The sequence below is a fragment of the Meiothermus granaticius NBRC 107808 genome, assembly GCF_003574355.1.
Lineage (GTDB): Bacteria > Deinococcota > Deinococci > Deinococcales > Thermaceae > Meiothermus > Meiothermus granaticius.
Map to the genome: position 1 here is coordinate 1 of NZ_QWLB01000036.1, position 23,440 is coordinate 23,440.

The following is a 23,440-nucleotide window of genomic DNA, read 5'->3' on the forward strand; positions in this document are numbered from 1 at the left end:
GGGCTAGACGGCCTCAGCGCTCCACCTGGCGGTCGCTGAAGCGAGCCTGGCTGCATTCCTGGGCTTTCCACGACTTCGGGCAGAAGCTCAGCTACAAAGCCCAACGTCAGGGGGTCAGGGTGGTGTTGGTTGACCCCAGGAACTCCAGCCGGGAATGTCCAAACTGTGGGCATACTGAGCGGGCCAATCGGCCCAACCAAAGCACTTTTAGCTGTGTGGTTTGCGGCTTCGCTGGACACGCCGACCACATCGCGGCCCTGAACCTCCGGGGAAGGGGCCGGGCCATTGTCAACTGGCCGAACGTGGGGGAAGCGAATCGTGCTCTGCATGGTTCTGTCCCTGCAAGCCCTGACCAGAACCTGTTAGGGTTTGGTCGGGGTAGTTGACGAGCATGGACTCCTTGTAAAACTTTTAGATCAGCGCTTATGCGAAGATCGGCTGCCGGTCACGCGCCAGTCGTTCCAGGAGGTCAACCGCGTAGTCAACCGTGGGGAGCGCCTGCATCTCCTGCTGGAGGCGGTGGGTGTTGTCTCGGTAGGTCGGGTCGGCCAGGACCGTGCGAACGGCTTGTCGGATATCGGCGGCTTGCATTTGGTTGGGATCAAGGACGACGGCGATGCCGAGCCGTTGGCAGATGCTGGCGTGGGTCGGCTGGTCGGCAGAAATGGGCAGCAGGATCTGGGGTAGGCCGCAGCTGATGGCGGCCATGACCGTGTTGTAGCCCCCGTGCGAAATCACCACATCGCAGGAGGGGAGCAGCAGGGTCTGGGGGATGTAGTGCTCGATGTGCACGTTGGCCGGTTGTGGCCCGAACCGACCCGGATCGCGGTCGCGCCCGACGGTGAGGATCAGGTTGAGCGGTTCGTCCCGTAGCCCCTCGAGGATCGTCTCGAACACGCCCGCAGTTTTGTTATACACCGTGCCCAGCGTCACATAGACCCGTGGATGGGCCGATAACTGCTCGAGCCAGCCCGGCAACTGCTCCCCACCTGCCCGGTCAAAGACGAGCGGGCGCAGGGCGTGGGCGACCGGGACGGTTTCCTGGGCGGGGAGATACGACGGCGGGGCGAGGTGAAGGTAGAGATACTTGTAGAGATGGCCGAGGGGCGGCGCGAACGGAACCGCGTAGGCCCGGCACAGGCGTGAGAGCGGCCCCGCGAGCATCGCAGCGAGGGGTTCTTGCGGGATGAACGTGCCGAGGCCCACGGTGGCGTGGGGAAGGTCAAGGTGCTCAGCGGCCACAAATCCACCAAACTCCCAGTAGTCGCGGACAATCACATCCGGCTGCCAAGTGGCGGCGACCGCGACAACATCCGGCACTATAGCGGTCGCGGTCGCACCGCCAAAAATGTCGCTAACGAAACGGGAGCGCTGATCTTCCAAAGACATCTCGCGCAGCGCGGGAAAGGTGTCCGCAGCGCTGGACTCGAGCCAGTCGAGCCCGCAGGGGAAGGCCAGAAAACCCGCAGCCTGCACCGTGGGGCAGAACGAGGCTGAGCAGGCAAACGCCACCTGGTGCCCGGCATCGCGCAAGGCCCGGGCAAGGGGAACCAGGGGATGGAAGTGTCCGAATGCCGGCTGGCAGGTGAAAAGGAATTTCACGTGGCTCCTGTGGCCTGTCGTGCGTGCGGATATACTAGCATGTCATAGCATTTTCCACATGTCTGCTGGCGTAAGGAAATCTACCTCGATTCATAGAACCGAGGGTTTGCAGCGGTTTGGTTCGGGTTTATGCGATTGCTCTTTTTGGCTTGGCCTGCAATCTGCGGCGGATGACCCATTCGGCAACGACCAGGTTAATTACCCAACCCGCTCCCATCGCCAGGGCCCGGGTGCCCTCGTTGAGGGCCTCTGGAAACAGCGCGAGGGGTATGTGGGTGAAGACCTGCGTGCCCGCTCCCAGCCCGATGGCGTAGGCCCGCATCATCCACGCGCCGTGCCGGACAAAATTGCGCTGGTATATGGCGAGGGCCCCCATCACCAGGGAGAGGGTCATGGCCGTGCCGAACAGGAGCCGCAGGCCGTAGAGGATCTCGCCGTCCAACTCGGGCCAGGGGTAGAAGTGGGCCATCCACAGACCCGAGGGGGCCGCCACCAGGCCGCTGGGAATCAGCAGACGGCCTGCCGCCCGGTGCAACCCCGGCCTGAAGCGGCGGAAGCTCGGCGCGAACTGGAAGGCCCCCAAGAGCGAGTAGACCGTTGCCCCGGCGATGTGCAGCAGAACCGGGACGGGGGCGTCGAAAAACCGGGCGTTGTCGGGCGTGATCTCGACACCCGTTCCTAGCTGGATCACTCGAACCGCCCCGGCCACCGTGGGCACCAAACTTAACACCAGCAGGGCGGTGGGGATCATCCACTCGAGACTCTTCTTGGGCGGAATTTTTGACATAGGTGTACCTCCAGGCTCGAGGGGCTCCGGGCTCCTTCTGAGCGGCGTGGGCGGGTTTTGGGTCAATAGGGCAACTGCCCAACCCCGAACGGGGTTTTGCTAAGGGCTAACGGGGCGGCCTTAGAGGCTGGTCTCGTCGAGGATGAAGACCTCCTCTACGGTGGTGTTGAAAGCCCGCGCGATGCGGAAGGCCAGCTCGAGGGAGGGTGAGTACTTCTCGGCCTCGATGGCGACGATGGCCTGGCGGGTGACGCCCACCTTGTCCGCCAGTTGCTGTTGCGTCATCTCGCCGTTCAGGAAGCGCAGCTTGCGGACCTGGTTGCCGATGCGCAGCTTGCCCGTCTTCTCCATCAAACCCCTCGCCGGTAGTAGTAGAGCTGGGTCAGGGCCTGCGCGACCTCCGAGGCTATCCCGGCCAGGAACATGGTTGCGAACAGCGCCACTGGCGGCAGGCTCAGTACCTGGGTCAAGAGCGCTACCACCAGCCCCAGCGCGAAGGCATAGTAGGCGTTGCGGGTGGCCCGTAGCCCGATGGTGCGGTCGAGTTCGTCGGCGAAGGACGGCTCGGTCTCCCCGGTAATGCGTCGGTAGGCGGCCCTGAACACCACGGTGATCAGAATCTGCGCCACCAGCGCCACCCCCATAAAGATCAGCATCGCCACCGCCCAGAAGCGGAACAGTTCGGCGACACCGGGGGCTTCTTGCTGGTAGCGCCAAAACACATACCAGCCGTACAGGCCGTTGATCAGCAGGGTGCTGACCAACGCCACGATGCTCTTGATTTCCTGATATGACACGCGCACCCCTTGTCTATTATACCAGACATTATGACTGGTTAGACAGACATAAGGTAATATAAATATTACTCAATGTCAACTAAAAATGACATATTTGGCTTTGGTCCATGAGTATGCGCGTGTGGCGCATTGGGCATGGCCTGTACGGACTCTGCGCAGTTGCTCCCGGAGTGCTTAGGAGGCAGGCTTTTACCGCAGCTTACTCAAAAGCGGAAGCCCGACTGCGGCGGCTACTCGCTGTACAGCCATGCGCATGTCGGCGTAAGGGCCTTGGTAGCGTAGCACCTCGAGCCCGCACCCCACTACCTCGATGTACTTGTTGAGGGCCTCGAGCAAGGTCGAGTGTTTCCTGGTGAGCAGCGAGGACTTGAGCCAGGAAGCGCCCTAATCGCCCCGACCCTTGTAGGAGCGAATGGCAGTAATCTGACCCTGCGCATCAAACGCCACCACATCCACCCCATATAGCTCAATCGTGTCGTTCACGATGATGTGCACCTCTGCGGCTACTGCATTGGCGCTTTCGTAGAGCTCGAGTACCCGAATTTCGAGGCTGTCGGCTTCGGCAAAGTTCCTGGCGGTTTCGCGCAGGGCTTCGGCTTTGCCCCGAACCGAGATGTTCCAGTCGCGCAGGTGAACCTCCTCGGCCAGCATGGCCGCGATGGCCTCGAGGTCTTTTTGGGCGTAGTGATGCAGATACTTCTGAAAGAGTTCGGTGTGGGTTGGCATAGAAGATTCCTGTAGCGGTTGTTGCCTTAGCCCATCAAACCACACCCTGCTTGCCCCGCCAGACATACCCCACAATTGCGGCCATGCAGAGCACCTCGACTGTAGCGAAGAAGAAGTAGGAGGGGGTTGCGCTGCCGCCGCCAACCACATACAGCGTGGTCAGCACCGCCGCCAGGGTGTTGGCCCAGCGGTTGGCTTGGCGGGGTAGCAGCAGCGACAAAAAAATCATAGCGATGGGCACCTGGGTCAGTACCGAGAACAGCAACAATAACCCCGGCGTGACCGGGAACTCCAGAGAGCCCTCCATGATCTGCTGGAGGGTGCCGGGGTGGATGAAGCCGATGATGTCGGCAAAAGCGATGTTGAACATCACCACCGTCCACAGGGCGGCAATCTGGATGCGGGTGGCTTCCACTGCGATCTCCTTTCTTTTGGCTTTCCTTTCGCGGTTCCCACCCTTACGCCTCATCGGGTGAGGCGTAAGGGTTCCGGCAAAGCCAGGGTATTCGTGGGAATCGCTCTAATACCAAATCTGCTCAGAAGTGGCCCAAAAGCGATATAAGAGACCCTCGGACGCGCCCCCTGGCGCGGCAAGTGAGGGGCGCGTTTAGCGCCGCTCACGCGCAGAGTTGGTATAAGAACATGGGATCAGTTCATGCTTCCTGTTTAGGCCACTCCCATGCGTAACGAATAATTAGCAAAAGAAGAACCACTTCTACAGCGGCAGCAAAATACATGTGCACCCAGGCCTCTCCGGCCAAGTTAAACAACATATAGGGAATATATGCCGTAGCCACAATAATGTTTGTCCGACGATTTACTTTAGCGGGTAGGGCAACAGAAAGGAAAATCATAAGAACTGGAATTGCCACAAAAATCATTGCCACCAGCAGAAAGACATATGAAATGTCAAAGGTAAATACTTTTCCTGCCAGAATTTCTTCTATTTTACCCGGCATATATAGGTGGAAATAATCCACATAGGTGTACAGAAACATAAAACTTGCCCACAGCGCTGCAAACTTCAGTTTCACATTGACCTTGATGTCTTCCAACGTTCTTTGCGATGAGTTCATGCTTACACTCCCTTATTGAGTGATTTGGATGAATTTCGTGAAATGCGGAAATTACACTTCATGATCCACTTTAATGATCACGCTTCCACGCTTGCGCCCAGTTTCCACATAGCGGTGTGCAGCAGTCATTTGCTCCAATGGGTATTGGCGGTCTATCACCGGTTTCAGGTGACCTTCCTGGGCTAGCTTGGCCAGCAGTCTTACGTCCTCGGCACGTTCGGAACTGGGGCCAGCAATCACCTTTTTGCCCCCCGCCGACTCCCACGCAGCCGAGACCATTTGGCCCAGGGTGGCAATCACCAAGAGCAGACGCCCGCCCTTGCGCAACGAGTTTTTGCTGCGGGCAAACCCAGCCGTCCCGACCATGTCCATAATCACGTCGTACTGTTCGCCGCTGGCGGTGAAGTCTTGGCGGGTGTAGTCGATCACCTGCTGCGCACCCAATGCCCGCATCATGTCCGCGTTGGCCCCACTGCACACAGCGGTGACATTGGCCCCGAAGTAGCGGGCCAGTTGCACCGCCGCCACCCCTACCGCTCCGGAGGCTCCGTTGACCAGCAGCTTATCGCCAGCCTTGAGTCCGCCGCGCCGAAAGAAGTCCAGGGCGGTGATTCCGCCGAAGGGCAAAGCCGCGGCCTCCTCGAAGCTCAGGTTGGGTGGGATGTGAGCCAGCGGGCCATTTTCGGTGGCGCACTTGTACTGGGCGTAGGCCCCCAGGCTGAATCCGCTCATCCCGAACACGCGGTCGCCCACCCTAAAGCCCGTTACCTTTGACCCGGTGGCTTCCACCACTCCGGCGAACTCGCTTCCTAGCACCGTTTGCCGAGGCCGCACCAGGCCCATGGCCAGGCGTGTGATCAGCCTGAACCCGGCGGGCACATTCAGGCCGCGCATGCGGCAGTCCCCCGAGGTGACGGTGGTGGCATAAATCTTGACCAGCACCTCATTGTCCTTCGGGGTGGGCTTTGGCAGTTCGACCATGTGGAGCACCTCGGGCGGGCCGTACTCCTCGCGTACCACCGCCTTCATGGTGCTGCGGTTTGCGGAGGGGGCGGGGTGAGTCGAAGCATCCTGGGGAGTTTTTATCATGATTGGGGTTCCTTGACCTTACATTGTAAGGTTATGGACTCAGGGTAGCCTTACAGCGTAAGATTGTCAAGAGAGGCAGGCCATGCCCAGACCCCGCCACCCAGCACCCAACCCATCCCCAGAGCCCAGGGCCCGGCTGAGCCGGGAGGGGGTGCTGCAGAAAGCGGTTGAAATCGCTGACCAGGAAGGCATCCACGCCCTCACCATGCGCCGACTGGCCCAGGAGCTGGGGGTGGAGGCCATGTCGCTTTATTACCACTTCGCCAACAAGGACCGGCTTCTGGACGGCATGATTGACCGGGTATTCGCCGAGATTGAGCTACCCCCTGGGGGTGACTGGAAGAGCAGGATTCGGGCTCGAGCGGTCTCGGCACGGGATACCCTGGTACGCCACCGCTGGGCCCTGGGGCTGATGGAGTCACGCACTCAGCCTGGCCCAGCTACGCTGCACCATCACAACGCGGTGATCGAGTGCTTTCGCACGAGTGGCTTCTCGGTTGCGGCAGCCGCCCACGCCTACTCGCTCCTGGATAGCTATGTGTACGGCTTTGTCTTGCAACAGCTCAACCTACCCTTCAACACCTTTGAAGAGGCTGGCTCCGCCGCCGATAGCATCATGGCCGAGATGGCTGCAGGGGAATATCCTTACCTGGTCGAGATGGCGACCGAGCATGTGCTCAAGCCGGGTTACGATTACGCTGAGGAGTTTGGGATTGGACTCGAGATTGTGCTGGATGGGCTCGAGCGGCTGCGCGACCGGGTTTGAAAGGTTACCGCTTGTTGGCTTCTGGCTCGGGGAATTGTTCCTGCGTACAAGCAGCCAAAAGATTTTCTGCTCAATTTCACATGCGTTTCAATAACTCGTTATCTGGTCCAGCTCTGCCTAGAGCCGTGCTACACTCAGAAATATGAGCCGTCTGGAGATGCTCGAGCGGGAAATTCAGTTGCTCAGTAGGGACGAACTTACCCAGTTTGAGCGCTGGTTTGCCGAGTTCAAAGCTGAGCTTTGGGACAAACAAATCGAGGCCGATGCCAAGGCAGGGAAACTGGACAAGTTTGCCGACGAAGCCATTGCCCAGTTCCAGCAAGGGAAGTTCAAGAAGCTGTGAATCATTACACCAGCCCACGCTTCTGGGACTGCTATGCCAAGTTGTCTCCTGAGCAACAAGAACTGGCTGATAAAGCATACGAACTTCTCAAGATTAACCCATCGCACCCGTCGCTCCACTTCAAGAAGGTGGGGCGTTTTTGGTCGGCCCGAATTTCCTACAGCCTTCGCGCCCTAGCAGTTGAGGTTTTCGAAGGCTACTTGTGGTTTTGGGTTGGGCCGCATGATGAATACGATCGGCTGGTAAATGGTTGAAGGGGCTCGAGCACTACTTTCGCTTCGCCTCCGTGTGGGCTTTTACGCTGGGCTTGAGCCTCCCCAAGCCTTCTTGGGCAGGGCCTCGAGCGGGAAATTCAGTCAAGAAGGGGTGGTCTCGGAGCGTTGCTCAACCGCATGGACAGTTTCAGGAAAGATGCTTGGAGGAGCGCCAGTTCTAAAGACATTAGCCTCGGCAATTTCTCGAGATCAAACAGGCGCTGAATCTCCCGCTGCTCACGCCGTTCGTAGCTATGCCCAAGCATATGATGCCGTTGGAGGAACTGCACATCCGGTTTTCAGGCGGATCGGCGGCCCCCTGGCCTGATTCTCTTTTGGGGCTGGGTAGGATGGGTGCATGGCTTTTACCATCCGTACCTATATGCCTGCCGACCTGCCCCACCTTTATCGCGTCTGCCTGCTCACCGGCGACAGTGGGGCCGATGCCAGCGGGCTATACCATGACCCCGACCTGCTGGGTCATTTTTACGCCGCGCCCTATGCGGTACACGAGCCCGACCTGACCTTTGTGCTCACCGACGAGGAAGGGGTGTGTGGCTATGTGCTGGGCTGCCGCGATTCAAACGGGTTTGCCGCCTGGATGGAGACTGAATGGCTGCCGCCACTGCGGCGCAAATATCCCCTGCCGCCCGAAGGGGATGCCTCCAAAGATGCCGCCATGATTCGACTGATTCACAAGGGCTACATTCCCTCGAGCCTTGCCCCCGAATACCCGGCCCACCTTCACATCGACCTGCTGCCCAGGGCCCAGGGCCAGGGCCAGGGCCGCAAGCTGATGGAGGGGTTCCTGAACCGCCTGCGCGGGCTGGGCGTTCCAGGCGTACACCTGGGGGTGGGCGGGCGCAACGTGGGCGCGGTGGCCTTTTATGAGCGCATGGGGTTTGTGCGCTTGCGGACCTTCCCCTGGGGCTACGAGTATGGCCTGAGATTGTGATTGAGTCGTGTGACTTTGTGGGTTAGCGGGGGGAGACTATATCCGAAAAAGATCCCTCTGGTTGGATCTTTGCATCTTGGAACGGATCTGACCTATGGAGAATTGGATAAAATAGCTTCAGTATGATGCAAGCTCCTCAAGATGAGCTTTCTCTTCGTGAGATTGTTACTACTCTTAGGCGGCACCGCAATCTGATCCTAGCCTTTCCCCTGGTTTTGGGTTTGGCTGCCCTCATATATGGTTTCTTCTTCACCGAGCCCCGGTATGCCTCTATGGCTACGCTGAACGTCTCTCCAGTGCAGGTGCAGGCCCAGCTGGAACAGCGCATTCAGCTCCAGGGGCAAAATGTAGTCACCTTTGAGGGTCTAAAGGCCATTGCGTTTTCTGAAGAGGTGACCAAAGAAGTGTGGGAGACCTTGAAGAAGGAAAGCAAGCTGCCCACTGTCTGGCAAAATCAGGGGCATACTCCGGGGTTGGAGCGTATGGTGAAAAGCTTCAAGATCAAGAACGAGTCTTCCCGCCAGCAGGCGGTACCCCAGGGGCAGGTGCCGCCCGTGGTGGCTTCCCTTACCGTGGAGGCTCTTACCCCGGAGGTAGCAGCTCGGGCGGCCAACCTATGGGCGGAGGCGGTGACTCGGCGAGTGAATCGCATTCCCCTCGCGCGCTTAGGGGCTAACCTCGAGGCCCTAGAGGAGCAGATTGCTCCCGCCGAGCGGGCCTACCGGGAGATTCAGGCCCGCTGGGAGGCTTTCCAACGGGCCTCCACCTTGGCCCAGGACAAGGCGGAACTGGATGCAAAGACGGGGGAGTGGGTGAGCCTGGACCAGGCGCTCTCCGGCCTGGAGCAGGATCTAGCTGGGGTAGCGGGACGGGTGAGGGTGCTACAAGCCAAAGAAAGCCAACAAGCTGCTTTTGTACCGGCGGCTACCAACCCTGAGCAGCTGGCTATGATCGGTAGAAAGCTTAGGAATGCCCAGCTAAACCTCAAGCAGGAAGTAGATCGGGCGCAACAGAGTTACGTTCAGGCGGCCAAGCGGCTAGAGGCTTACCGGAAGAACGAACGGCTAGCTGAGTGGCAGGGTGAGCAGGATCGGTTAACCCAACGCTTTTCTGAGATCGCCCTTCGACTGGCTCAGATCTCCACGGAAGTCCAGGTGCGTCAGGCCCGCTTGCATGAAGGTGGATACTGTCTTGGCCCAAGAGCCAAAGTTGCTTCAGGTCCTGCGGGTAGTGGTTTCGGATCCGGTAATGGCCACCGCTGTAGCTAAGGGAGATCTGAGTGCTCTGCTGGGTCTCCGCTTGCGCACCGAGGAGATCAACCCCTCTTACCAGCCCCTCCTTTCCCAGGCGGTCGCCCTTCAGATGGATTTGCAGGGGCTTCAGGCTGAAGTCACGGCTCTGGGTGATGAACGAGAACGTGAGGCCTCTAGACTCGAGGTTCTCCATGCCCAGATCGCTGCCCAGGAACGAGAGAAGGAGACAGTGCTCTTGGATTACGGTACCAGGAAGGCGGCTTACGAGGCCTTCCGGTCCCGGTACGACCAGATCGTAAATCTCAATACTGAGAATCTGACCTTCGACAACCCCAACCCCGAGTATCAGCGTCTGCGTTCGGCCCTCTTTGACGCTCAGGTGGAGGAGGCGAAGCTCCTCTCTCGGAGGGCTGCCCTTCAGGCCCGCATTGCTCAGGTGGAGACTCGCATCGCCCTTCTCCGAGAGCGGGTAGCCAAGGCCCAGGTAGAGCAGGATCGCTTAAGCCAGGCGTTGGAGCTGGACAAAAATGCCTACCTGGCCCTCTCCCAAAAGAAGACCGATCTGCAAATTGAGCTGGCGAGTTCCCACAACTCCCTGGCCCAGGTCATCGCCCCCGCCTACCCCGTCTATGAGAAAGTGGCTTCCAAGCGGGGTCTTGTCTTCGTCCTGGCGGTATCTCTCGGGCTTGTGTTGGGGGTGATGGTAGCCTTCGTGGCCGAGGCTCTGCGGGCCGAGGGCCGGATACAGGCGGCCTAGGTCGTGCTGGGCTGATTCTTCCTTTCCCTCATGCTCCTCGAGCTTCCTCACTCTGGGAGAGCCCTTGGTCCATCTGGAGACTGGTATCGGTAAGGTGAATGTTGCCCTCACGCTTTCAGCCAAGGCCAGCCCGAGTTGGGTGAGGGGGTTTTGTGGGCCTCTGCCCATAGCTGCCCCAGCATAAAAACCGGCGCAACCCCCCAGATCAGGAGGGCGGTCAGGCGGGCCGGGAGCGAGTTCAGGAGGTCATCAGCCCGGGCGGTGGGCCAGGAGGGCATAAACCCCGGTGAAGAGCAAAGCCCCCAGCCCCCAGGCCAGCACCCCTGCCCAGAAAGCCCGCGCAGGGGATAGCTCTGCCAGACCGCGCCCGGCCCAGCCCAGGTAGCGGCCCATCCAGACCACCGGGTGCAGCCGGGCTGGGGGCTCGCCCAGGTTCCAGTCGAGCAGCAGGGCCAGCAGTATGCTCACGCCAGGGCCTCCTGGACGAAGCGCTGGGCCAGCCGGGGCTGACTGGGGAAGTAGAGGTGCACGTAGCTGGCCAGCACCCGACCCGCAGCGTAGCCCTCGAGGCCCTCCCCCTCCACCAAGCGCCAGGCCGCCGGGGGCAGCGCCTCCCGGGCGCTGTAGTGAAACTCATGTCCCTTGGCCCGCCAGCCCCGTTTGGCCAGGGGTGAGTCGGTCAGAGCCTCTACCTCGCGGTAGCCTAAAGCAAGCCGGCCCAGCATGCGTGAGGCGCCCGGCACCCGGCCCACCATCTCGAAGCGGCCTTCCTCAGTTAGAAGGGCCTCGCTCAGGTACATCAGCCCCCCGCACTCGGCGTAGATGGACCCCTGGAAGCGGCGCAGGGCCTCCTGCATCCCGTGGTTTTTCGAGAGCTCCTTTGCGAACAGCTCGGGGTAACCCCCGCCCAGGTACAGCCCGCCCAGGCCCGGTGGTAAGGTGGGGTCGCTTAGGGGGCTGAAGGGCACTAGCTCGGCCCCGTAGCCCGCTAAAAGCTCCAGATTTTCGGGGTAGTAGAAGCTAAACGCAGCGTCCTGCGCCACCCCCAGCCGTACCCTCTGGGGCTCAGTAGGCGCAGGCAGGCGGTGGGGTAGGGTGGGCAGGGGCGGGGCACTCTGGGCCAGGGCCAGCAGCCGCTCCAGGTGCAGGTTCTGGGCGGCCCGCAGGAGCGCGGCTTTTTCCAGACTGGCCTCCTGGGCCAGGTAAAGCCCCAGGTGCCGTTCGGGGAGGCTTAGGCCTGGCTCGAGGGGCAGGTAGCCCAGAAGGGGCACTCCCAAGGGAGCCAAGGCTTCTTCCAGCAGGGCGGCGTGCCGCGCCGACCCCACCCGGTTGGCCACCACCCCTCCCAGCCAGACCCCAGGGTCATGATCGCGGAAGCCGCGCACCAGGGCGGCAATGGAACCGGCCATAGCCGAAGCATCCAGGCAGAGCACCACCGGGGCCCGGAGGAGCTTGGCCACCTGGGCGGTGGAGCCCACCTGCCCCAGCGCGTCCTTGCCGTCGAAAAGGCCCATCACCCCTTCCACCAGGGCCAGGTCGGCCCCGCTGGCCCCCCGGCGGAAGACCTCCAGGAGTTCGGGGTCCTCCAGGAAGTAGCCGTCCAGGTTGCGCGCCGCTCTTCCGGTAATCCGGGTCAGATGGGTGGGGTCGAGGTAGTCCGGGCCCACCTTATAGGGCTGCACCGCCCGGCCCCGCTCCCGGAAGGCCGCGGCCAGCACCAGGCTGAGGGTGGTCTTGCCCGCCCCGGAGTGGGGGGCGGTTATCACCAGGCGAGGTAAACTCAAGGCTGCCCTCCAGACCAAGCAGTATAGCCTGTTTGCTGAGATCCTCTGGGTTCAGATCAGGGCTGGCCCGTGTCCTAGCGGAGCCGGAGTGTTAGGTTTTCAGACATAACAAGCCGACCACAGTTTTCCGCCAGGCTATGCGCTGTTGCGCTCGCCGTATGAGGTCGTCTGGGCGAAGGGCATGCACGGGGTGCAGCGGCATCGCCGCCAACCTGGCATGAAAAAGCCCCGGATTGTCCGGGGCTGGTTTGGTTGTGAGGGCTAAGGCTTTGGGCGATGCCAGGACGGGTTAGCCGAGCCCAGCAAGAATGCCAGGCGGCGGGTGTCGCCCCCGGCTGCGGCCAGAGCCTCGCAATACAGCCGTTCCGTATCGGATACAGAAAGCGGCTGGGTTCCGCCAAATGTCAACCGCTCCAACTCGTCGTGAAGCTCGCGGAGGCGGGCAACGTTGACTTCTTTACGGATCACCATAAATCTTCAGGCTCCTTCGCACCCGACGTACCAGCGCATACAGCTCGGGGTCGAACTTCTGCAATTACACAGCATGAAACCAGTAGGCGGCGTGAGCTTCGCAAAACCATTCCCGCCAACTGTCTGCGGTGTAGAGGCTGAACCAGGGGCCTCGAGCAGCGAAGCGACGCTCATAGGTGGGTTGTAGGCTAGCCTCGAGGTCACCTTCAAGCTCGAGCGCTCTGGCACTGGGTTCAAAGCGTAGACCATGGTCTCCGTCGAAGGGCTGGGTATGGGGGTCTTTGCCCAGGGCGATGGGCTCGGGAATGCCCTGAGGGAATGCCGCACACACCCAGGGTTTGCCTCGGCCTCCCTGGAAGTGTTTGCACAGCGGACAGTTTGAACCCCTGATCATGGCTCTGGCCCTCCCAATATGCAAATACCACTGTATCATCTTCTCGCTCAGCTCCATCCCCAAGCGACGCATCACGTACACCTCTCAGCAACCCACTCAAGTACCCCACCCCTGGCTTGGGCGCTTAAGCTCATCAGGAAAACCCAACGGCCAAGCATTGATCCCAGGGTGTGCTCTCAAATGGATCCCATGACCGATTTCGTGCAAGATCACGTGCATGGGGTCAGGGCTTGACCAGCCACCTGCCTCATAGCGCAGGTGGCTATAGGCCCTCACATTTGACCAGTAGGTGTGACCCAGATTGAGCAAAATCTTGTCGCAATGGCAAGGCGGTCGGTGCGGGAGAAAAACTCTGAGGCATCTATGGATTCAAACCCCGCTTGTCTCGCTAAGCGGGTAGCCATTACCACGGCTCGACGTTTGTTGATTCGCTCTCCGGCCTCTCCAGAGCTGCCGGGCCCGGCCATAGAAACGAGGCTTGAGAACCGCACCCCCTTCAGCACGTCCTCCCTGGTGGCATCCGGTACGTAGATCAGGGCGTGGCCGCAGTTGGCCCAGTCCGCCGGGTCGGGCAGGTGGTCCCAGTCATGGGGACCGTCTACCCTGGCCCCCACGTTGGGGCCTCCGGGCAGGGCAGCTTCGTCATGAAACTCCTGTGCGGCGAAAAAATCATCGTGCTTCCTGCGGAAGTTTCACTTAATGGTCTTGAGCCAGGCCTGGTACTGGGCCATCTCAGCCTTCTGCAGCCCAATCACCCCGCGGCAGAAGCGCTTGAGTTCTGCTTTAGTGGCCTTTTGCAGGCAGACCTCGGACATGTCTACAGCCTCTTGATGGTGGGGGATCATCCCCTCGAGGAAACTCCGATCAACCTGCATCGCCATCCCCGCCATGGGGGTCATGCCCTGCATGGCGGTGTCCATCATGGGCTTCATGTCCGCGCGCATCATGGCCATGTAGCGCTGGCTGGGGGGCACCGCATACCAAGCACGCAACCAGCCGGTGAGCTGGGCGATCTCGCGGTTCTGCACGGTCACGATCTTGCGGGCGGCCTTGCGAATACGCCCATCCTTGGAGGCCTTGAGGGCGGCCTGGGCCATCTCCACCGCCCCTTTGTGATGCTCGATCATCATGGACATGTAGGCGATGTCAAAGTCACGGCCCGAGAGCTTGTTCAACCCTCGGGTGCGGGATTCTACCTCCCACGACCAACCGCATTCGCGGTACAGTAGTGGTTTCGCGCTTTGTGGGAGCCAGACTTCGACTTAACTCCATCCTCTGAGTTCAACCTGCTACTCAAGCCTCACTACTCCGCGATGAGGGAGGGGCGAATCAGCCAGCTCCTTTTCCTCAAGCCCATACTTACCATGTTGTTCAACCGAGCAATGATCCAGGTTGTTGACAAAAACAATCAGATACAATCATAATCAATCATCAATATGCTTGCTTCCGAGCGTCAACAAGCTCTTTTGGCCCTGTTGAAGCAGAATGGGGCGTTGCGCACCAGAGATCTAGCACGCGAACTCGGTGCCTCCGAGGCCACTATTCGACGCGATCTCAAGGTGCTTTCGGAACGTGGAGAGCTACAGCGGGAGCACGGGGGGGCCATTCTTCCAGAGCAAGAGCCGCCATATTCAATCAAGATTGGACAGAATCAAGCAATAAAAGAGGCTATTGCCCGGAGAGCGCTCTCATATGTGGAAGAGGGGATGACCATCATCATGGACTCTGGCACCACCACACTCGCGCTGGCCCGGCTACTTTCCGGCATGCGGTTACGGGTATTTGCTCTGGATCTGGGTGTGGCTCAGGCCCTTGCCCAGGGCCATACCGAGGTATGGATACCCGGAGGACTCGTTCGAAATGGTTTTTATAGCCTGACCAGTCAGTGGGCTTTGGATGGCCTGGCCCAGATAAAGGCCGACCTGTTTTTTTTAGGGGCCGACGCCTTTGATCTCTCCGAGGTCACCAACCATACCCTGGAAGAAGCCTTCGTTAAGCAGAAAGCGCTTGCTGTGGCCAGACGAACCCTCCTGCTGGCCGATGCCAGTAAGTTTGGGCATCGAGCAGTGGCTCGAGTGACCCCCCTTAGCGCCCTATACCGGATTGTTACCAATCTTGACCACCCTGCGCTAGCCCAGGTGATTCCTGTGGAGGTCGTCCATGCATAAGTTCAAGGAGCTTTTCGGTCACAAACCCATTATTGCCATGGTGCATCTGGAAGCACTCCCTGGCACCCCGCTTTACCAGGGCAGCATGGAGGCCATTGTGGAAAGGGCACGGCGCGACCTCCAGATTTTGCAGGAAGCTGGGGTCAGTGCCGTAATGTTTGGCAACGAAAACGACCGACCCTACGAGCTTTCGGTCAATCCGGCCTCGGTAGCTGCCATGGCCTATGTGGTTGGTCGCTTGCGGGAAGAAATCCGAGTGCCATTTGGGGTCAATGTGCTTTGGGATCCTATGGCCAGCATGGCCCTGGCTGCTGCGACCGGAGCGGGTTTCGTGCGCGAGGTGTTCACCGGTTTGTATGGTTCGGACATGGGGCTCTGGGCTGGGAGAGCGGCAGAGGCCCTGCGTTACCGGCGACTCTTGGGCCGGGATGACCTGTTTTTGCTCTACAACGTGAGTGCAGAGTTTGCCTCGCCACTGGACAGCCGTAGCCTGGTAGAGCGGGCCCGCAGCGCAGTCTTTTCCAGCCTGGCTGATGCTGTTCTGGTTTCCGGGCCAATGACCGGGGAAGGCGCCCGCCTCGAGCATCTCCGGGAGGTCAAGGCAGCCTTGCCGACGATACCGGTACTGGCCAATACCGGTGTGCGGCATGAGACCGTGGCGGATGTCCTCGAGGTGGCCGACGGCGCCATCGTGGGTACAGCCCTGAAGCGCGAGGGCCATACCTGGAACGAGGTAGACCCTGAGCGGGTTCAACAGTTCATGGCCATTGTCCGAAGGGCCAGGGGTTCTTAATGGTTATCGGTCTGGACATCGGCACCAGCTCGGTCAAGGGTGTGCTACTGGACGAGGCTGCGCGGGTCAGGGCCCAGGCTGAACATCCCCACAGTCTTCGGCATCCGGCCGCCGGCTGGGCTGAGGAGGACCCTGAAGACTGGTGGGCAGGTACCCTTAAGGTATTGCAGCGCTTGCGAGAGGCGGCAGTTTCAGCTCCTATTCATGCGCTGGGGGTGTCTGGAATGGTGCCGGCACTGGTGTTGCATGGGCCGGAGGGCCAGGTGCTCAGACCCTCTATCCAGCAAAACGACGCCAGAGCAGTTGGGGAGATTGCCCATTTACGGGAGGTTTTTGGTGATGAGGCTCTTTTTGCCCGTACCGGGGCTACCTGGAACCAACAGGTGGTGGCTCCTAAGCTGCTGTGGCTCAAACGTAACGAACCGGAGGTATGGGCCCATCTGGATTGGTTGAGTGGCTCGTATGAGCACATCGTCTACCGGCTTTGCGGCGCTCGCTACACTGAGGCCAACTGGGCGCTTGAATCCGGGCTATGGAACCCACACCAGCAGGTGTGGCTCGAGGAAGTTCTGGACTACCTGGAGCTGCCACCCAGGGTGCTGGCCCCGGTGCGTTTTCCGCAGGAGGTGGTGGGCCACCTCAAGGCTGAGGTGGCAGCGCGAACCGGACTGCCCGAAGGTCTGCCTATCATTGCCGGAAGTGCCGATCATATTGCAGCGGCGCTGGCGGCTGGACTGCAGCAGGAGGGGGAGGCGGTCATCAAGCTGGGCAGCGCGGGCGATTTCTTATACGTAAGCCCGACCTTTACTCCGTTGCGTGAACTCTACATTGACTACCATGACCTTCCGGGCCTTTTCGTACTGAACGGTTGTATGGCAAGCTCAGGCACCCTCTTAGAGTGGTTCCGTCGCAACTTCCGTCCGGGTGCAAGCTTTGCCACACTTGACGCCGAGGCGGCCCGGGTACCGGCGGGGGCCGAAGGGCTGGTGGTATTACCATATTTTCTTGGGGAGAAAACGCCTTTCAGCGACCCGCTGGCGCGTGGTAGTGTCCTGGGGTTGACCCTCCAGCACACCCCGTCCCACCTGTACCGTGCTTTGCTGGAGGCTGTAGCGTACGCTTTCCGGCACCACGTAGAAGTGTTGGAGTCTTACGGCCATCGGGTACGCCGCTACCTGGTTATGGATGGGGGTGCAAGGAGCCCGTTGTGGCGCAGCATCCTGGCCAGTGTCTTAGGGCAGGAGGTGCATTATCTGGCCCAGAGCGCACAAGGTAGCGCCTATGGGGTGGGCTTTTTGGCTGGCATGGCCCTGGGTCAATGGAATCTAGAAGCCCTGCCGCTCGAGGTTGCCGGCAGCACTTCACCCCAGGAGGAGTGGAGAGAGGTCTACCACACCGCCTATGGGCTTTACCGTGAGGCCTATCCAAGTTTACAGCGCTGGTTTGCAAAGCTCGGAGGAATCAATGCCTAACGCCCTTGTGACCGGTTCAGGAAGTGGGATTGGCCAGGCTATTGCGGCCCGGCTGGTACAGGATGGATTCCGCGTCTGGGTCAGTGATCTGGACCCGCTGCGAGCGGAAGAGGTGGGCAGGGTTTTGGGGATGCCCCACCTGGCCTTGGATGTGACCAACCGAAAGGCCCTAGAGGATGCCGCCGCCCATGTTTTTGCCAGCGATGGGCGGCTCGATGTGCTGGTGGCCAATGCCGGGGTCTCCACCATGAACCCCTTTTTGGAGCTGAGTGAGGAGGAGTGGGATTTCAATTTCACCGTTAATACCAAAGGCACCTTTCTGACCTTGCAGACCTTCGCTCGTAGGATGGCCCAGCAGCCCCTGATGGCAGGGCGGGAACTGCGTGGAAAGCTGATTGCTACGGCCTCGATGGCGGCTCGGCAGGCAGCGCCGCTGCTGGCGCATTACTCCGCCAGCAAGTTTGCCGTCCTGGGTTTGGTGCAGGCTGCGGCCAAGGAACTCGCGCCGCTGCGCTTGACGGTCAATGCGGTCAACCCCGGTTTTGTGCAGACCAGCATGCAGGAGCGGGAGGTGGCCTGGGAGGCCCGCCTGCGGGGCATGAGTGCCGAGGCGGTACTGGAAGACTATGTGCGCCAGACACCCCTGGGCCGGCTGCAGCGGCCTGAGGATGTGGCGGCTGCTATTGCCTTTCTGGCCGGCCCCGATGCCGACTTCATCACCGGCGAAGCCCTGGAGGTCAATGGTGGGGCCTGGATCTTCTAACCGCCTGCTGGCCCAGCTTGCACATCTAGGTTTGTGGCTGTTCAGCCTAACTTTTCTTTTGCCGCTAGGCTGGTTGCTTCTGCGTGCGCTTTCCCCAGAAGGGCAGCCATTTAGCCTTGGCGGCCTCACTCTGGATAACTTTGTTCGGCTGATTCAAGGACCGTTTGGCCTTGGTCTGCGTAATAGCTTATGGGTGGGTGCTTGGGTAGTAGCTCTGGGGCTGCCCCTGGCCGCACTTCTGGGTTACGCCCTGGCCCGCTACCAGCTGGGGGGGCATACCTTGCGCTTCGGGGTGCTGGCCACTCAGATGCTTCCTCCCATCGTGCTGGCTCTGCCACTTTTTGCAATCTTTCGAGCTTTGGGTTGGAGCGGCAGCCTGTGGGGGCTGGTCATTGCTTACCTGGCCTTTGCGCTACCCTTTATGACCTGGCTCCTGATGGGCTTTTTCCGTACATTTCCGCGTGAGCTGGAGGAGGCGGCGCGGGTGGATGGGGCCGGCTCTCTTTACATCTTCGCCCGCATCGTACTGCCTCTCTCGATACCGGGTTTGTTTGCTGCTGGGGTGATGGGCTTTTTACTTTCCTGGAACGAGTTTCTGTTTGCCCTTCTGCTAAGCGGAAGAGAGTCTCAAACCGTTCCGGTGGTGCTCTCCACCTTTATCACCCAGCGCGGGGTGCTGTTTGCCCAGGTGGCTGCCGGGGTGGTGCTGGCAGTACTCCCGGTGGCCCTGCTGGCACGGGTCATAGACCGTTATCTGGTGGAAGGTTTAACCATGGGAGCGGTGAAGTGAAGGAGGTCAAGATGAAGTGGTTGGCGGTTTTTGGCGTGCTGCTGGGCCTGGCCTCGGCGCAGGGGGTAACCCTGCAGGCTTTGATGGAAGATGTCCCCGAGACCCAGATTATCGAGAAGCTCCTGCCCGATTTTGAGCAAAAGACCGGTATCAAGGTGGTCTTCGAGAAGGTGCAGTACGGGGCCATGCACGACAAGCTGGTCTCCCAGCTTCTGGCCCCGCAAAGCAGCTACGATTTCCTTGAGGTTGATTTCCTGTGGGCAGGGGAATTTCCTGCGGCTGGCTGGCTGGAGCCGCTCGAGCCCTACGTGCGAAAGAGCAATTTCGACCTCTCGGCATACTACCCCTCGATGCTCGATCTGGTGGGCTATTACCAGAAAACGCTGTACATGATTCCCATGTACAACTACGCCATGGGTCTGATCTATCGTAAAGACCTGCTGGCCCGCAAAGACTTGCAAGACAGGTTTAGAGCCCAATTCAAAGCTCCTTTAGCACTACCCAAAACCCTCGAGGCCTACCTCCAAGTGGCTGGTTTTATGCAAAAGAATGCGGGGGTTTCAGGTGCAGCGATGCAGGGCCAGCGAGGGGATCCTAACTTCATGGAGTTTTCGAACTATCTCTTCGCAGCGGGCGGGCGCTACCTGGATGACCAAAACCGCGTCATCCTCAATAGCGCGGCCGGCCAGAAGGCCCTGCAGACCTACACCCAGATGATTCGTAACTTCGCCCCCAGGGGAGCCCTTAACTTCAACCTCGATGACACCTTCCGGGTGATGTGCCAGGGTCAGGCCTTTAGCATGGTCACCTACTGGTGGATGCTGCCGCAGCTCGATAACGCGCAGCAATGCCCAAAGGTGGCTGGTAAGGTGGCGCTGGCCCCCATGCCGGGGGGTAAGGGCGTCAATGGGGGTTGGGGCTGGGCCATCCCCAAAAACTCGGCGCAGAAAGACGCTGCCTGGCAGTTCATCGCCTGGGTAGAGTCGCCCGAGATTGTGCTCAAGCGTGCACTGGCCGGTAACGCGCCTACCCGAAAGGATGTTTTTCAGAACGCCGAGGTGTTGCGGAAATATCCCTATTACAAGGAGGCACAGGCGATTATCGCTGGTGCTCAGAAGGTGCCCATTTTCGCCTACACCGCCGAAATGGAGGATGTGGTGGGCCGTGAGATTAGCCTGGCCGCTGGGGGTCAGAAGGGCACAGCGGCGGCCTTGCAAGACGCAGCCAGAGGACTCGAGGCCCTGCTGCGCAAAGCCGGTCTGCGTTAGGGGGGAAGGTTGAGGCGATTCGAAGGGCTGCTATTTGGGCTACCCGGCCTGCTGGTGCTGGCCGGGGTGGTCGGTGTGCCGCTCTTCTACACCCTGGGAATATCCCTAACCCGCTATACCTTTTTGCGTCCGCGCTGGGACTGGATAGGCTTCCAAAACTACTTTGAGCTTCTCCAGGATGCCTACTTTGTCCATGCCCTCACGGTGAGTGCTGTTTACGTTGCCCTCACGGTGGGACTCTCGCTGGGGCTGGGGCTGCTGCTGGCGGTGCTCCTGCAGCAGCCGGTACCTTTTCGAGGGCTCCATTACTTCGCAGTCAGCCTACCCATGCTGATCGCTCCGGTAGGGGTGGGGTTGATCTGGAAGATGCTGCTTCATCCGGAGCTGGGCCCGCTGGGAAGCTTGATGGGGCTGGACTTCCTGGGCGATGCCCGACTGGCCCTGTTGACGCTGGCCCTGATCGATGTCTGGCAGCAGGTTTCGCTGGTGGCCCTGATCCTTCTGGCTGGCCTGCGTAGCCTTCCCAAGGAGCCCCTCGAGGCCGCCTTCGTGGATGGAGCCACTCCTTTTCAGCGCTTTCGTTACATCACCCTGCCCTTGCTGCGCCCAGTGTTGCTCATCCTATTGATTTTGCAGACTGTGGCCGAACTTCGTACTTACGACCTGGTTTATGTGCTAACCCGGGGTGGCCCAGGCAATGCTACCGAGCTAGTGAGCTACTTCATCTACCGTAAGGCCTTTCTGGGTCTCGACCTTTCCGCCGCTAGCGCTATGGCCTTTGTTTTGCTGCTGCTCAGCCTGGGTTTGGTGGCCCTTTACTACCGGTTGTTGTTGCGCGATTGAAGAGGGGAGGAGAGGCTAAGTTTGAGGCACTCGAGACCGAAGGAATGGGCTCAGTAGCAGCGCACCAGGGCGAAGTCGAAGTCACTGCCGCTCGCGCTACGTCCTGCCGCTATTAGGGTGGTTTACATGGCGTTTGACACCTGAAGCGGTTTCGGTTTAGATTACCTATCGCAAATGGAAAAACAAACCCTCGAGGAAGCCTTCGGCTTCACCCCGAAACAACCCTATTTTGAAACAGGCAAAAAGTGGGCCTCGCCGCACAACTTTAGCCCGGAGGTGCGGAAGCAGTTTTCCTTGCCGGAGCGGGTACTCATCCACGACGTTACCCTCCGCGATGGAGAACAGACCCCCGGCGTGGCTTTTACCCCCAGGGAGAAGGTGCATCTGGCCCTGATGCTGGATCGGCTGGGGGTGCACTCCATCGAGCCAGGGCTTCCGGCCACACCGGAGGATCGGGAGGTTATCAAGACCCTGATGGAGCTGCGGCCAAGGGCCCGGATTGTGCCCCTGATCCGAATCAAGGAAGAGGATGTTTCTGCCGCTATCGAACTGGGCTGCGATGGCATGCTGCTGGAGTTTGGGATCAACCCCTACCTCCTCAAGCACGTTTACCGCATCACCCCCGAGATCCTGATCCAGCAGATTACCCAGTTTGCCAGGGCCGGCAAAGAAAAGGGGATGTACATCGAGTTCATGGGGTGGGACGCCTTCAGGGTCGAGGACTGGTACCTGCGGGACTTCTTCCAGGCCATCGCCCCCCATGTAGACCGGGTGACCATCTCGGATACCTTTGGCATGGGCCATCCACTGGCCACCTTCCAGCTGGTCTCCAACCTGCGTAGCTGGACCGGTAAACCCGTAGGCTTTCACATCCACAACGACTTTGGCCTGGCGCTTGCGGGCAGCCTGATGGCGATCACTGCCGGGGCCGATATGGTGCACACCTCCATCAACGGGCTGGGTGAGCGGGCTGGTAACGTGGCCACTGAGGAGCTGGCCCTGGCCCTGGAGTACCTGATGGCGGTGCCCACCGGTATTGACCTTAGCCAGCTTGCCAGCGTCTCGGCGGCCTTTGCCGAGGCCTCCAAAGTAGCCCTGGCGCAGAACAAACCCGTGGTGGGCCGCCGACTTTTTGATGTCGAGTCAGGCATTGTGGTTCACATTCTGCAGGAGCTCGAAAAGACCGCCCTGGGAGGAAACGCTATCTTCCCTTATCCACCTACCATGGTTGGCCGCGAGCCGTATCAGGTGCAGTATGGCCGGGGTAGCGGTAAAAACTCCATCCGAATGCTGCTGGAGCGGCTGGAGCCTGGCTTGCAAAACGTTTCAGAGGAAACCCTGGACAAGATTACCCAGCGCGTAAAGGAGGCCGGCCTGGTGCTCAAATCGCTGCTGCCTGCTTCCATCTTGAAGCAGATTGTGCGGGAAGCCCTGGCCGAAGCCAGCCCAGATGCTGCATCCAAGGAGCCCCGATGAGCGAGGTTAGAGACCACGTGTCCCTGTTTGGCAGGCGGCTGCGGGTCATTGACCTCAGCAGCACCCTCTCCAACGAGACCGCCCCCTTCGAGCTCAACCGCCACCAGATTACCTATGTGGATCATGGCAAGGGGTGGGAGATGCTCTTAGAGCTGGGCTACTCGCAAGAGATGGCCGAGCGCATGTTCCCCAACCGGCTGGCCTGGGCGGTGGAGGCGGTGTCTCTCTCCAGCCACTCCGGCACCCATGTGGACGCACCGTACCACTACGGCCCGCGGATGGCCTCGGGTGAGCAAGCCCCTACCATTGATGTGGTTCCCCTGAGCTGGTGCATGGGCCCTGGGGTTCTGTTTGATATGACCCATAAGAGCAAGGCTGACGGTATTACGGCGGCTGACCTCAAGGCTGCATTGGAGGCCATGTCGTATGAAGTGCAGCCGGGAGATATTGCCCTGATACGCACGGACACCTACAAGCGCTTCGGCGAAAAAGGCTACGAGCTCCTGCACGCTGGCCTGACCCGTGACGCTACCGAGTTCTTGGTGGACAGGGGGGTGCGCATGATTGGCATTGATGCCTGGGGTCTGGACAAAGCTTTTGATGTGCTCATGAAGGATGCACTGGAAGGGAAGGCCCGCTTCTGGGAGAGCCACCTGCTGGGCCTGGAAAAGCCATACCTGCAGATTGAGAAGCTGGCTAATCTGGATCAGATTCCCAAACCCCACGGTTTTGTGGTGATGGCGCTGCCCTTCAAGATCAAGGGCGGTAGTGCGGGGTGGACTCGAGCGGTCGCGCTGGTAGAGGAGGATTGAC

Annotated in this window: 30 protein-coding genes and 1 pseudogene; 16 read left to right on the top strand and 15 right to left on the bottom strand. The window is 60.1% G+C overall.

What is annotated here, in order from left to right:
- Positions 1–386 (top strand): zinc ribbon domain-containing protein (locus tag Mgrana_RS12240; protein ID WP_147371300.1); only part of this gene is annotated, 386 nt, incomplete at its 5' end.
- 37 nt (positions 387–423) lie between these two features.
- Here Mgrana_RS12240 and Mgrana_RS12245 read toward each other — a convergent pair.
- The 9 genes from Mgrana_RS12245 to Mgrana_RS12280 all read right to left on the bottom strand — a co-directional run bounded on the left by Mgrana_RS12245 (position 424) and on the right by Mgrana_RS12280 (position 6,077).
- Positions 424–1,602 carry a glycosyltransferase gene (locus tag Mgrana_RS12245; RefSeq protein WP_119357896.1) on the bottom strand — a complete coding sequence of 393 codons (1,179 nt, stop codon included), beginning with the start codon at positions 1,600–1,602 and terminating at the stop codon, positions 424–426.
- Positions 1,603–1,729: 127 nt separating this feature from the next.
- The gene (locus tag Mgrana_RS12250) at positions 1,730–2,389 is read right to left on the bottom strand and encodes a DUF2306 domain-containing protein (RefSeq protein WP_119357897.1); all 660 of its coding nucleotides are present in this window, start codon (positions 2,387–2,389) and stop codon (positions 1,730–1,732) included.
- Between the two features lie 120 nt (positions 2,390–2,509).
- A complete protein-coding gene (locus tag Mgrana_RS12255; protein ID WP_119357898.1) occupies positions 2,510–2,740 on the bottom strand; it encodes a helix-turn-helix transcriptional regulator in 231 nt (76 codons plus the stop codon).
- Positions 2,740–3,192: a hypothetical protein gene (locus Mgrana_RS12260; protein WP_147021242.1), complete on the bottom strand. Its 453-nt coding sequence runs from the start codon at positions 3,190–3,192 to the stop codon at positions 2,740–2,742. The genes Mgrana_RS12255 and Mgrana_RS12260 overlap by 1 nt, the downstream gene beginning before the upstream one ends.
- Positions 3,193–3,375: 183 nt before the next feature.
- Positions 3,376–3,522, bottom strand: coding sequence for a hypothetical protein (locus Mgrana_RS16860; RefSeq protein ID WP_170146474.1), 147 nt, complete (start codon positions 3,520–3,522; stop codon positions 3,376–3,378).
- Between the two features lie 48 nt (positions 3,523–3,570).
- Positions 3,571–3,912, bottom strand: a complete 342-nt coding sequence (locus Mgrana_RS12265; RefSeq protein ID WP_170146475.1) for a nuclear transport factor 2 family protein — start codon at positions 3,910–3,912, stop codon at positions 3,571–3,573.
- A gap of 34 nt (positions 3,913–3,946) precedes the next feature.
- Positions 3,947–4,327, bottom strand: coding sequence for a DUF6326 family protein (locus tag Mgrana_RS16740; protein WP_147021241.1), 381 nt, complete (start codon positions 4,325–4,327; stop codon positions 3,947–3,949).
- Between the two features lie 238 nt (positions 4,328–4,565).
- Entirely contained in the window at positions 4,566–4,988 is a 423-nt protein-coding gene (locus tag Mgrana_RS12275) for a DUF6326 family protein (protein WP_119357902.1), read from the bottom strand.
- 51 nt (positions 4,989–5,039) lie between these two features.
- Complete coding sequence (locus Mgrana_RS12280) at positions 5,040–6,077, bottom strand: NAD(P)-dependent alcohol dehydrogenase (RefSeq protein ID WP_206075088.1); 1,038 nt, start codon at positions 6,075–6,077, stop codon at positions 5,040–5,042.
- Positions 6,078–6,159: 82 nt separating this feature from the next.
- Between Mgrana_RS12280 and Mgrana_RS12285 the strand changes: the two genes are divergently transcribed.
- The 6 genes from Mgrana_RS12285 (at position 6,160) to Mgrana_RS17120 (ending at position 10,405) form a co-directional block, all read left to right on the top strand.
- A complete protein-coding gene (locus tag Mgrana_RS12285; protein WP_119357904.1) occupies positions 6,160–6,843 on the top strand; it encodes a TetR/AcrR family transcriptional regulator C-terminal domain-containing protein in 684 nt (227 codons plus the stop codon).
- Between the two features lie 142 nt (positions 6,844–6,985).
- Positions 6,986–7,186 carry a hypothetical protein gene (locus tag Mgrana_RS12290; protein WP_119357905.1) on the top strand — a complete coding sequence of 67 codons (201 nt, stop codon included), beginning with the start codon at positions 6,986–6,988 and terminating at the stop codon, positions 7,184–7,186.
- Positions 7,183–7,440: a hypothetical protein gene (locus Mgrana_RS12295; protein WP_119357906.1), complete on the top strand. Its 258-nt coding sequence runs from the start codon at positions 7,183–7,185 to the stop codon at positions 7,438–7,440. The genes Mgrana_RS12290 and Mgrana_RS12295 overlap by 4 nt, the downstream gene beginning before the upstream one ends.
- A gap of 358 nt (positions 7,441–7,798) precedes the next feature.
- Positions 7,799–8,395: a GNAT family N-acetyltransferase gene (locus Mgrana_RS12300; RefSeq protein ID WP_119357907.1), complete on the top strand. Its 597-nt coding sequence runs from the start codon at positions 7,799–7,801 to the stop codon at positions 8,393–8,395.
- A 125-nt stretch (positions 8,396–8,520) separates the two neighbouring features.
- A complete protein-coding gene (locus Mgrana_RS17115) occupies positions 8,521–9,663 on the top strand; it encodes a Wzz/FepE/Etk N-terminal domain-containing protein (RefSeq protein WP_240631357.1) in 1,143 nt (380 codons plus the stop codon).
- Positions 9,644–10,405 (top strand): GumC domain-containing protein, encoded by a 762-nt coding sequence (locus Mgrana_RS17120; protein WP_240631353.1) that lies wholly within the window; start codon positions 9,644–9,646, stop codon positions 10,403–10,405. Before Mgrana_RS17115 ends, Mgrana_RS17120 begins: the two co-directional genes overlap by 20 nt.
- 107 nt (positions 10,406–10,512) lie before the next feature.
- Here the strand turns inward: Mgrana_RS17120 and Mgrana_RS12310 are convergent, their stop codons facing one another.
- The 6 genes and pseudogenes from Mgrana_RS12310 to Mgrana_RS12340 form a co-directional block, all read right to left on the bottom strand.
- Complete coding sequence (locus Mgrana_RS12310) at positions 10,513–10,683, bottom strand: cobalamin biosynthesis protein (RefSeq protein ID WP_119357908.1); 171 nt, start codon at positions 10,681–10,683, stop codon at positions 10,513–10,515.
- Between the two features lie 10 nt (positions 10,684–10,693).
- Positions 10,694–10,873: pseudogene (locus tag Mgrana_RS12315) on the bottom strand (cobalamin biosynthesis protein); the annotation flags it as partial.
- Complete coding sequence (locus Mgrana_RS12320; protein WP_119357910.1) at positions 10,870–12,189, bottom strand: cobyrinic acid a,c-diamide synthase CobB; 1,320 nt, start codon at positions 12,187–12,189, stop codon at positions 10,870–10,872. The pseudogene Mgrana_RS12315 and the gene Mgrana_RS12320, both read right to left, overlap by 4 nt.
- 261 nt (positions 12,190–12,450) lie before the next feature.
- The gene (locus Mgrana_RS12325; protein ID WP_119357911.1) at positions 12,451–12,660 is read right to left on the bottom strand and encodes a hypothetical protein; all 210 of its coding nucleotides are present in this window, start codon (positions 12,658–12,660) and stop codon (positions 12,451–12,453) included.
- Between the two features lie 64 nt (positions 12,661–12,724).
- Positions 12,725–13,054 carry a hypothetical protein gene (locus tag Mgrana_RS12330; RefSeq protein ID WP_147021248.1) on the bottom strand — a complete coding sequence of 110 codons (330 nt, stop codon included), beginning with the start codon at positions 13,052–13,054 and terminating at the stop codon, positions 12,725–12,727.
- 692 nt (positions 13,055–13,746) lie between these two features.
- On the bottom strand, positions 13,747–14,280 hold the full coding sequence (locus Mgrana_RS12340; protein WP_119357914.1) for a DUF305 domain-containing protein: 534 nt from the start codon (positions 14,278–14,280) through the stop codon (positions 13,747–13,749).
- A 210-nt stretch (positions 14,281–14,490) separates the two neighbouring features.
- Here Mgrana_RS12340 and Mgrana_RS17270 point away from each other — a divergent pair, with 210 nt between their 5' ends.
- From Mgrana_RS17270 to Mgrana_RS12385, 9 genes are all read left to right on the top strand, one after another.
- Positions 14,491–15,222, top strand: coding sequence for a DeoR/GlpR family DNA-binding transcription regulator (locus Mgrana_RS17270; protein ID WP_119357915.1), 732 nt, complete (start codon positions 14,491–14,493; stop codon positions 15,220–15,222).
- Positions 15,215–16,015: a BtpA family protein gene (locus Mgrana_RS12350; protein ID WP_119357916.1), complete on the top strand. Its 801-nt coding sequence runs from the start codon at positions 15,215–15,217 to the stop codon at positions 16,013–16,015. The genes Mgrana_RS17270 and Mgrana_RS12350 overlap by 8 nt, the downstream gene beginning before the upstream one ends.
- Positions 16,015–17,487 (top strand): FGGY-family carbohydrate kinase, encoded by a 1,473-nt coding sequence (locus Mgrana_RS12355; protein ID WP_119357917.1) that lies wholly within the window; start codon positions 16,015–16,017, stop codon positions 17,485–17,487. The genes Mgrana_RS12350 and Mgrana_RS12355 overlap by 1 nt, the downstream gene beginning before the upstream one ends.
- Positions 17,480–18,250: an SDR family NAD(P)-dependent oxidoreductase gene (locus tag Mgrana_RS12360; RefSeq protein ID WP_119357918.1), complete on the top strand. Its 771-nt coding sequence runs from the start codon at positions 17,480–17,482 to the stop codon at positions 18,248–18,250. Before Mgrana_RS12355 ends, Mgrana_RS12360 begins: the two co-directional genes overlap by 8 nt.
- 193 nt (positions 18,251–18,443) lie before the next feature.
- A complete protein-coding gene (locus Mgrana_RS12365; protein ID WP_240631355.1) occupies positions 18,444–19,040 on the top strand; it encodes a carbohydrate ABC transporter permease in 597 nt (198 codons plus the stop codon).
- Between the two features lie 11 nt (positions 19,041–19,051).
- A complete protein-coding gene (locus Mgrana_RS12370; protein ID WP_119357920.1) occupies positions 19,052–20,308 on the top strand; it encodes an extracellular solute-binding protein in 1,257 nt (418 codons plus the stop codon).
- Positions 20,309–20,317: 9 nt separating this feature from the next.
- The gene (locus Mgrana_RS12375; RefSeq protein WP_119357921.1) at positions 20,318–21,151 is read left to right on the top strand and encodes a carbohydrate ABC transporter permease; all 834 of its coding nucleotides are present in this window, start codon (positions 20,318–20,320) and stop codon (positions 21,149–21,151) included.
- A 174-nt stretch (positions 21,152–21,325) separates the two neighbouring features.
- Positions 21,326–22,627: a LeuA family protein gene (locus tag Mgrana_RS12380; protein WP_119357922.1), complete on the top strand. Its 1,302-nt coding sequence runs from the start codon at positions 21,326–21,328 to the stop codon at positions 22,625–22,627.
- Complete coding sequence (locus Mgrana_RS12385; RefSeq protein ID WP_119357923.1) at positions 22,624–23,439, top strand: cyclase family protein; 816 nt, start codon at positions 22,624–22,626, stop codon at positions 23,437–23,439. Before Mgrana_RS12380 ends, Mgrana_RS12385 begins: the two co-directional genes overlap by 4 nt.
- The last annotated feature ends 1 nt before the right edge of the window (position 23,440 follow it).

Excerpts from the sequence above, each read along its gene's own strand:
- Mgrana_RS12250 (WP_119357897.1), bottom strand. The coding sequence starts at position 2,389 with ATGTCAAAAATTCCGCCCAAGAAGAGTCTCGAGTGGATGATCCCCACC.
- Mgrana_RS12255 (WP_119357898.1), bottom strand. The coding sequence starts at position 2,740 with ATGGAGAAGACGGGCAAGCTGCGCATCGGCAACCAGGTCCGCAAGCTG.
- Mgrana_RS12265 (WP_170146475.1), bottom strand. The coding sequence starts at position 3,912 with ATGCCAACCCACACCGAACTCTTTCAGAAGTATCTGCATCACTACGCC.
- Mgrana_RS12275 (WP_119357902.1), bottom strand. The coding sequence starts at position 4,988 with ATGAACTCATCGCAAAGAACGTTGGAAGACATCAAGGTCAATGTGAAA.
- Mgrana_RS12280 (WP_206075088.1), bottom strand. The coding sequence starts at position 6,077 with ATGATAAAAACTCCCCAGGATGCTTCGACTCACCCCGCCCCCTCCGCA.
- Mgrana_RS12285 (WP_119357904.1), top strand. The coding sequence starts at position 6,160 with ATGCCCAGACCCCGCCACCCAGCACCCAACCCATCCCCAGAGCCCAGG.
- Mgrana_RS12290 (WP_119357905.1), top strand. The coding sequence starts at position 6,986 with ATGAGCCGTCTGGAGATGCTCGAGCGGGAAATTCAGTTGCTCAGTAGG.
- Mgrana_RS12300 (WP_119357907.1), top strand. The coding sequence starts at position 7,799 with ATGGCTTTTACCATCCGTACCTATATGCCTGCCGACCTGCCCCACCTT.
- Mgrana_RS17115 (WP_240631357.1), top strand. The coding sequence starts at position 8,521 with ATGCAAGCTCCTCAAGATGAGCTTTCTCTTCGTGAGATTGTTACTACT.
- Mgrana_RS17120 (WP_240631353.1), top strand. The coding sequence starts at position 9,644 with ATGGCCACCGCTGTAGCTAAGGGAGATCTGAGTGCTCTGCTGGGTCTC.
- Mgrana_RS12310 (WP_119357908.1), bottom strand. The coding sequence starts at position 10,683 with ATGCCCTCCTGGCCCACCGCCCGGGCTGATGACCTCCTGAACTCGCTC.
- Mgrana_RS12325 (WP_119357911.1), bottom strand. The coding sequence starts at position 12,660 with ATGGTGATCCGTAAAGAAGTCAACGTTGCCCGCCTCCGCGAGCTTCAC.
- Mgrana_RS12330 (WP_147021248.1), bottom strand. The coding sequence starts at position 13,054 with ATGATCAGGGGTTCAAACTGTCCGCTGTGCAAACACTTCCAGGGAGGC.
- Mgrana_RS17270 (WP_119357915.1), top strand. The coding sequence starts at position 14,491 with ATGCTTGCTTCCGAGCGTCAACAAGCTCTTTTGGCCCTGTTGAAGCAG.
- Mgrana_RS12350 (WP_119357916.1), top strand. The coding sequence starts at position 15,215 with ATGCATAAGTTCAAGGAGCTTTTCGGTCACAAACCCATTATTGCCATG.
- Mgrana_RS12355 (WP_119357917.1), top strand. The coding sequence starts at position 16,015 with ATGGTTATCGGTCTGGACATCGGCACCAGCTCGGTCAAGGGTGTGCTA.
- Mgrana_RS12360 (WP_119357918.1), top strand. The coding sequence starts at position 17,480 with ATGCCTAACGCCCTTGTGACCGGTTCAGGAAGTGGGATTGGCCAGGCT.
- Mgrana_RS12370 (WP_119357920.1), top strand. The coding sequence starts at position 19,052 with ATGAAGTGGTTGGCGGTTTTTGGCGTGCTGCTGGGCCTGGCCTCGGCG.
- Mgrana_RS12380 (WP_119357922.1), top strand. The coding sequence starts at position 21,326 with ATGGAAAAACAAACCCTCGAGGAAGCCTTCGGCTTCACCCCGAAACAA.
- Mgrana_RS12385 (WP_119357923.1), top strand. The coding sequence starts at position 22,624 with ATGAGCGAGGTTAGAGACCACGTGTCCCTGTTTGGCAGGCGGCTGCGG.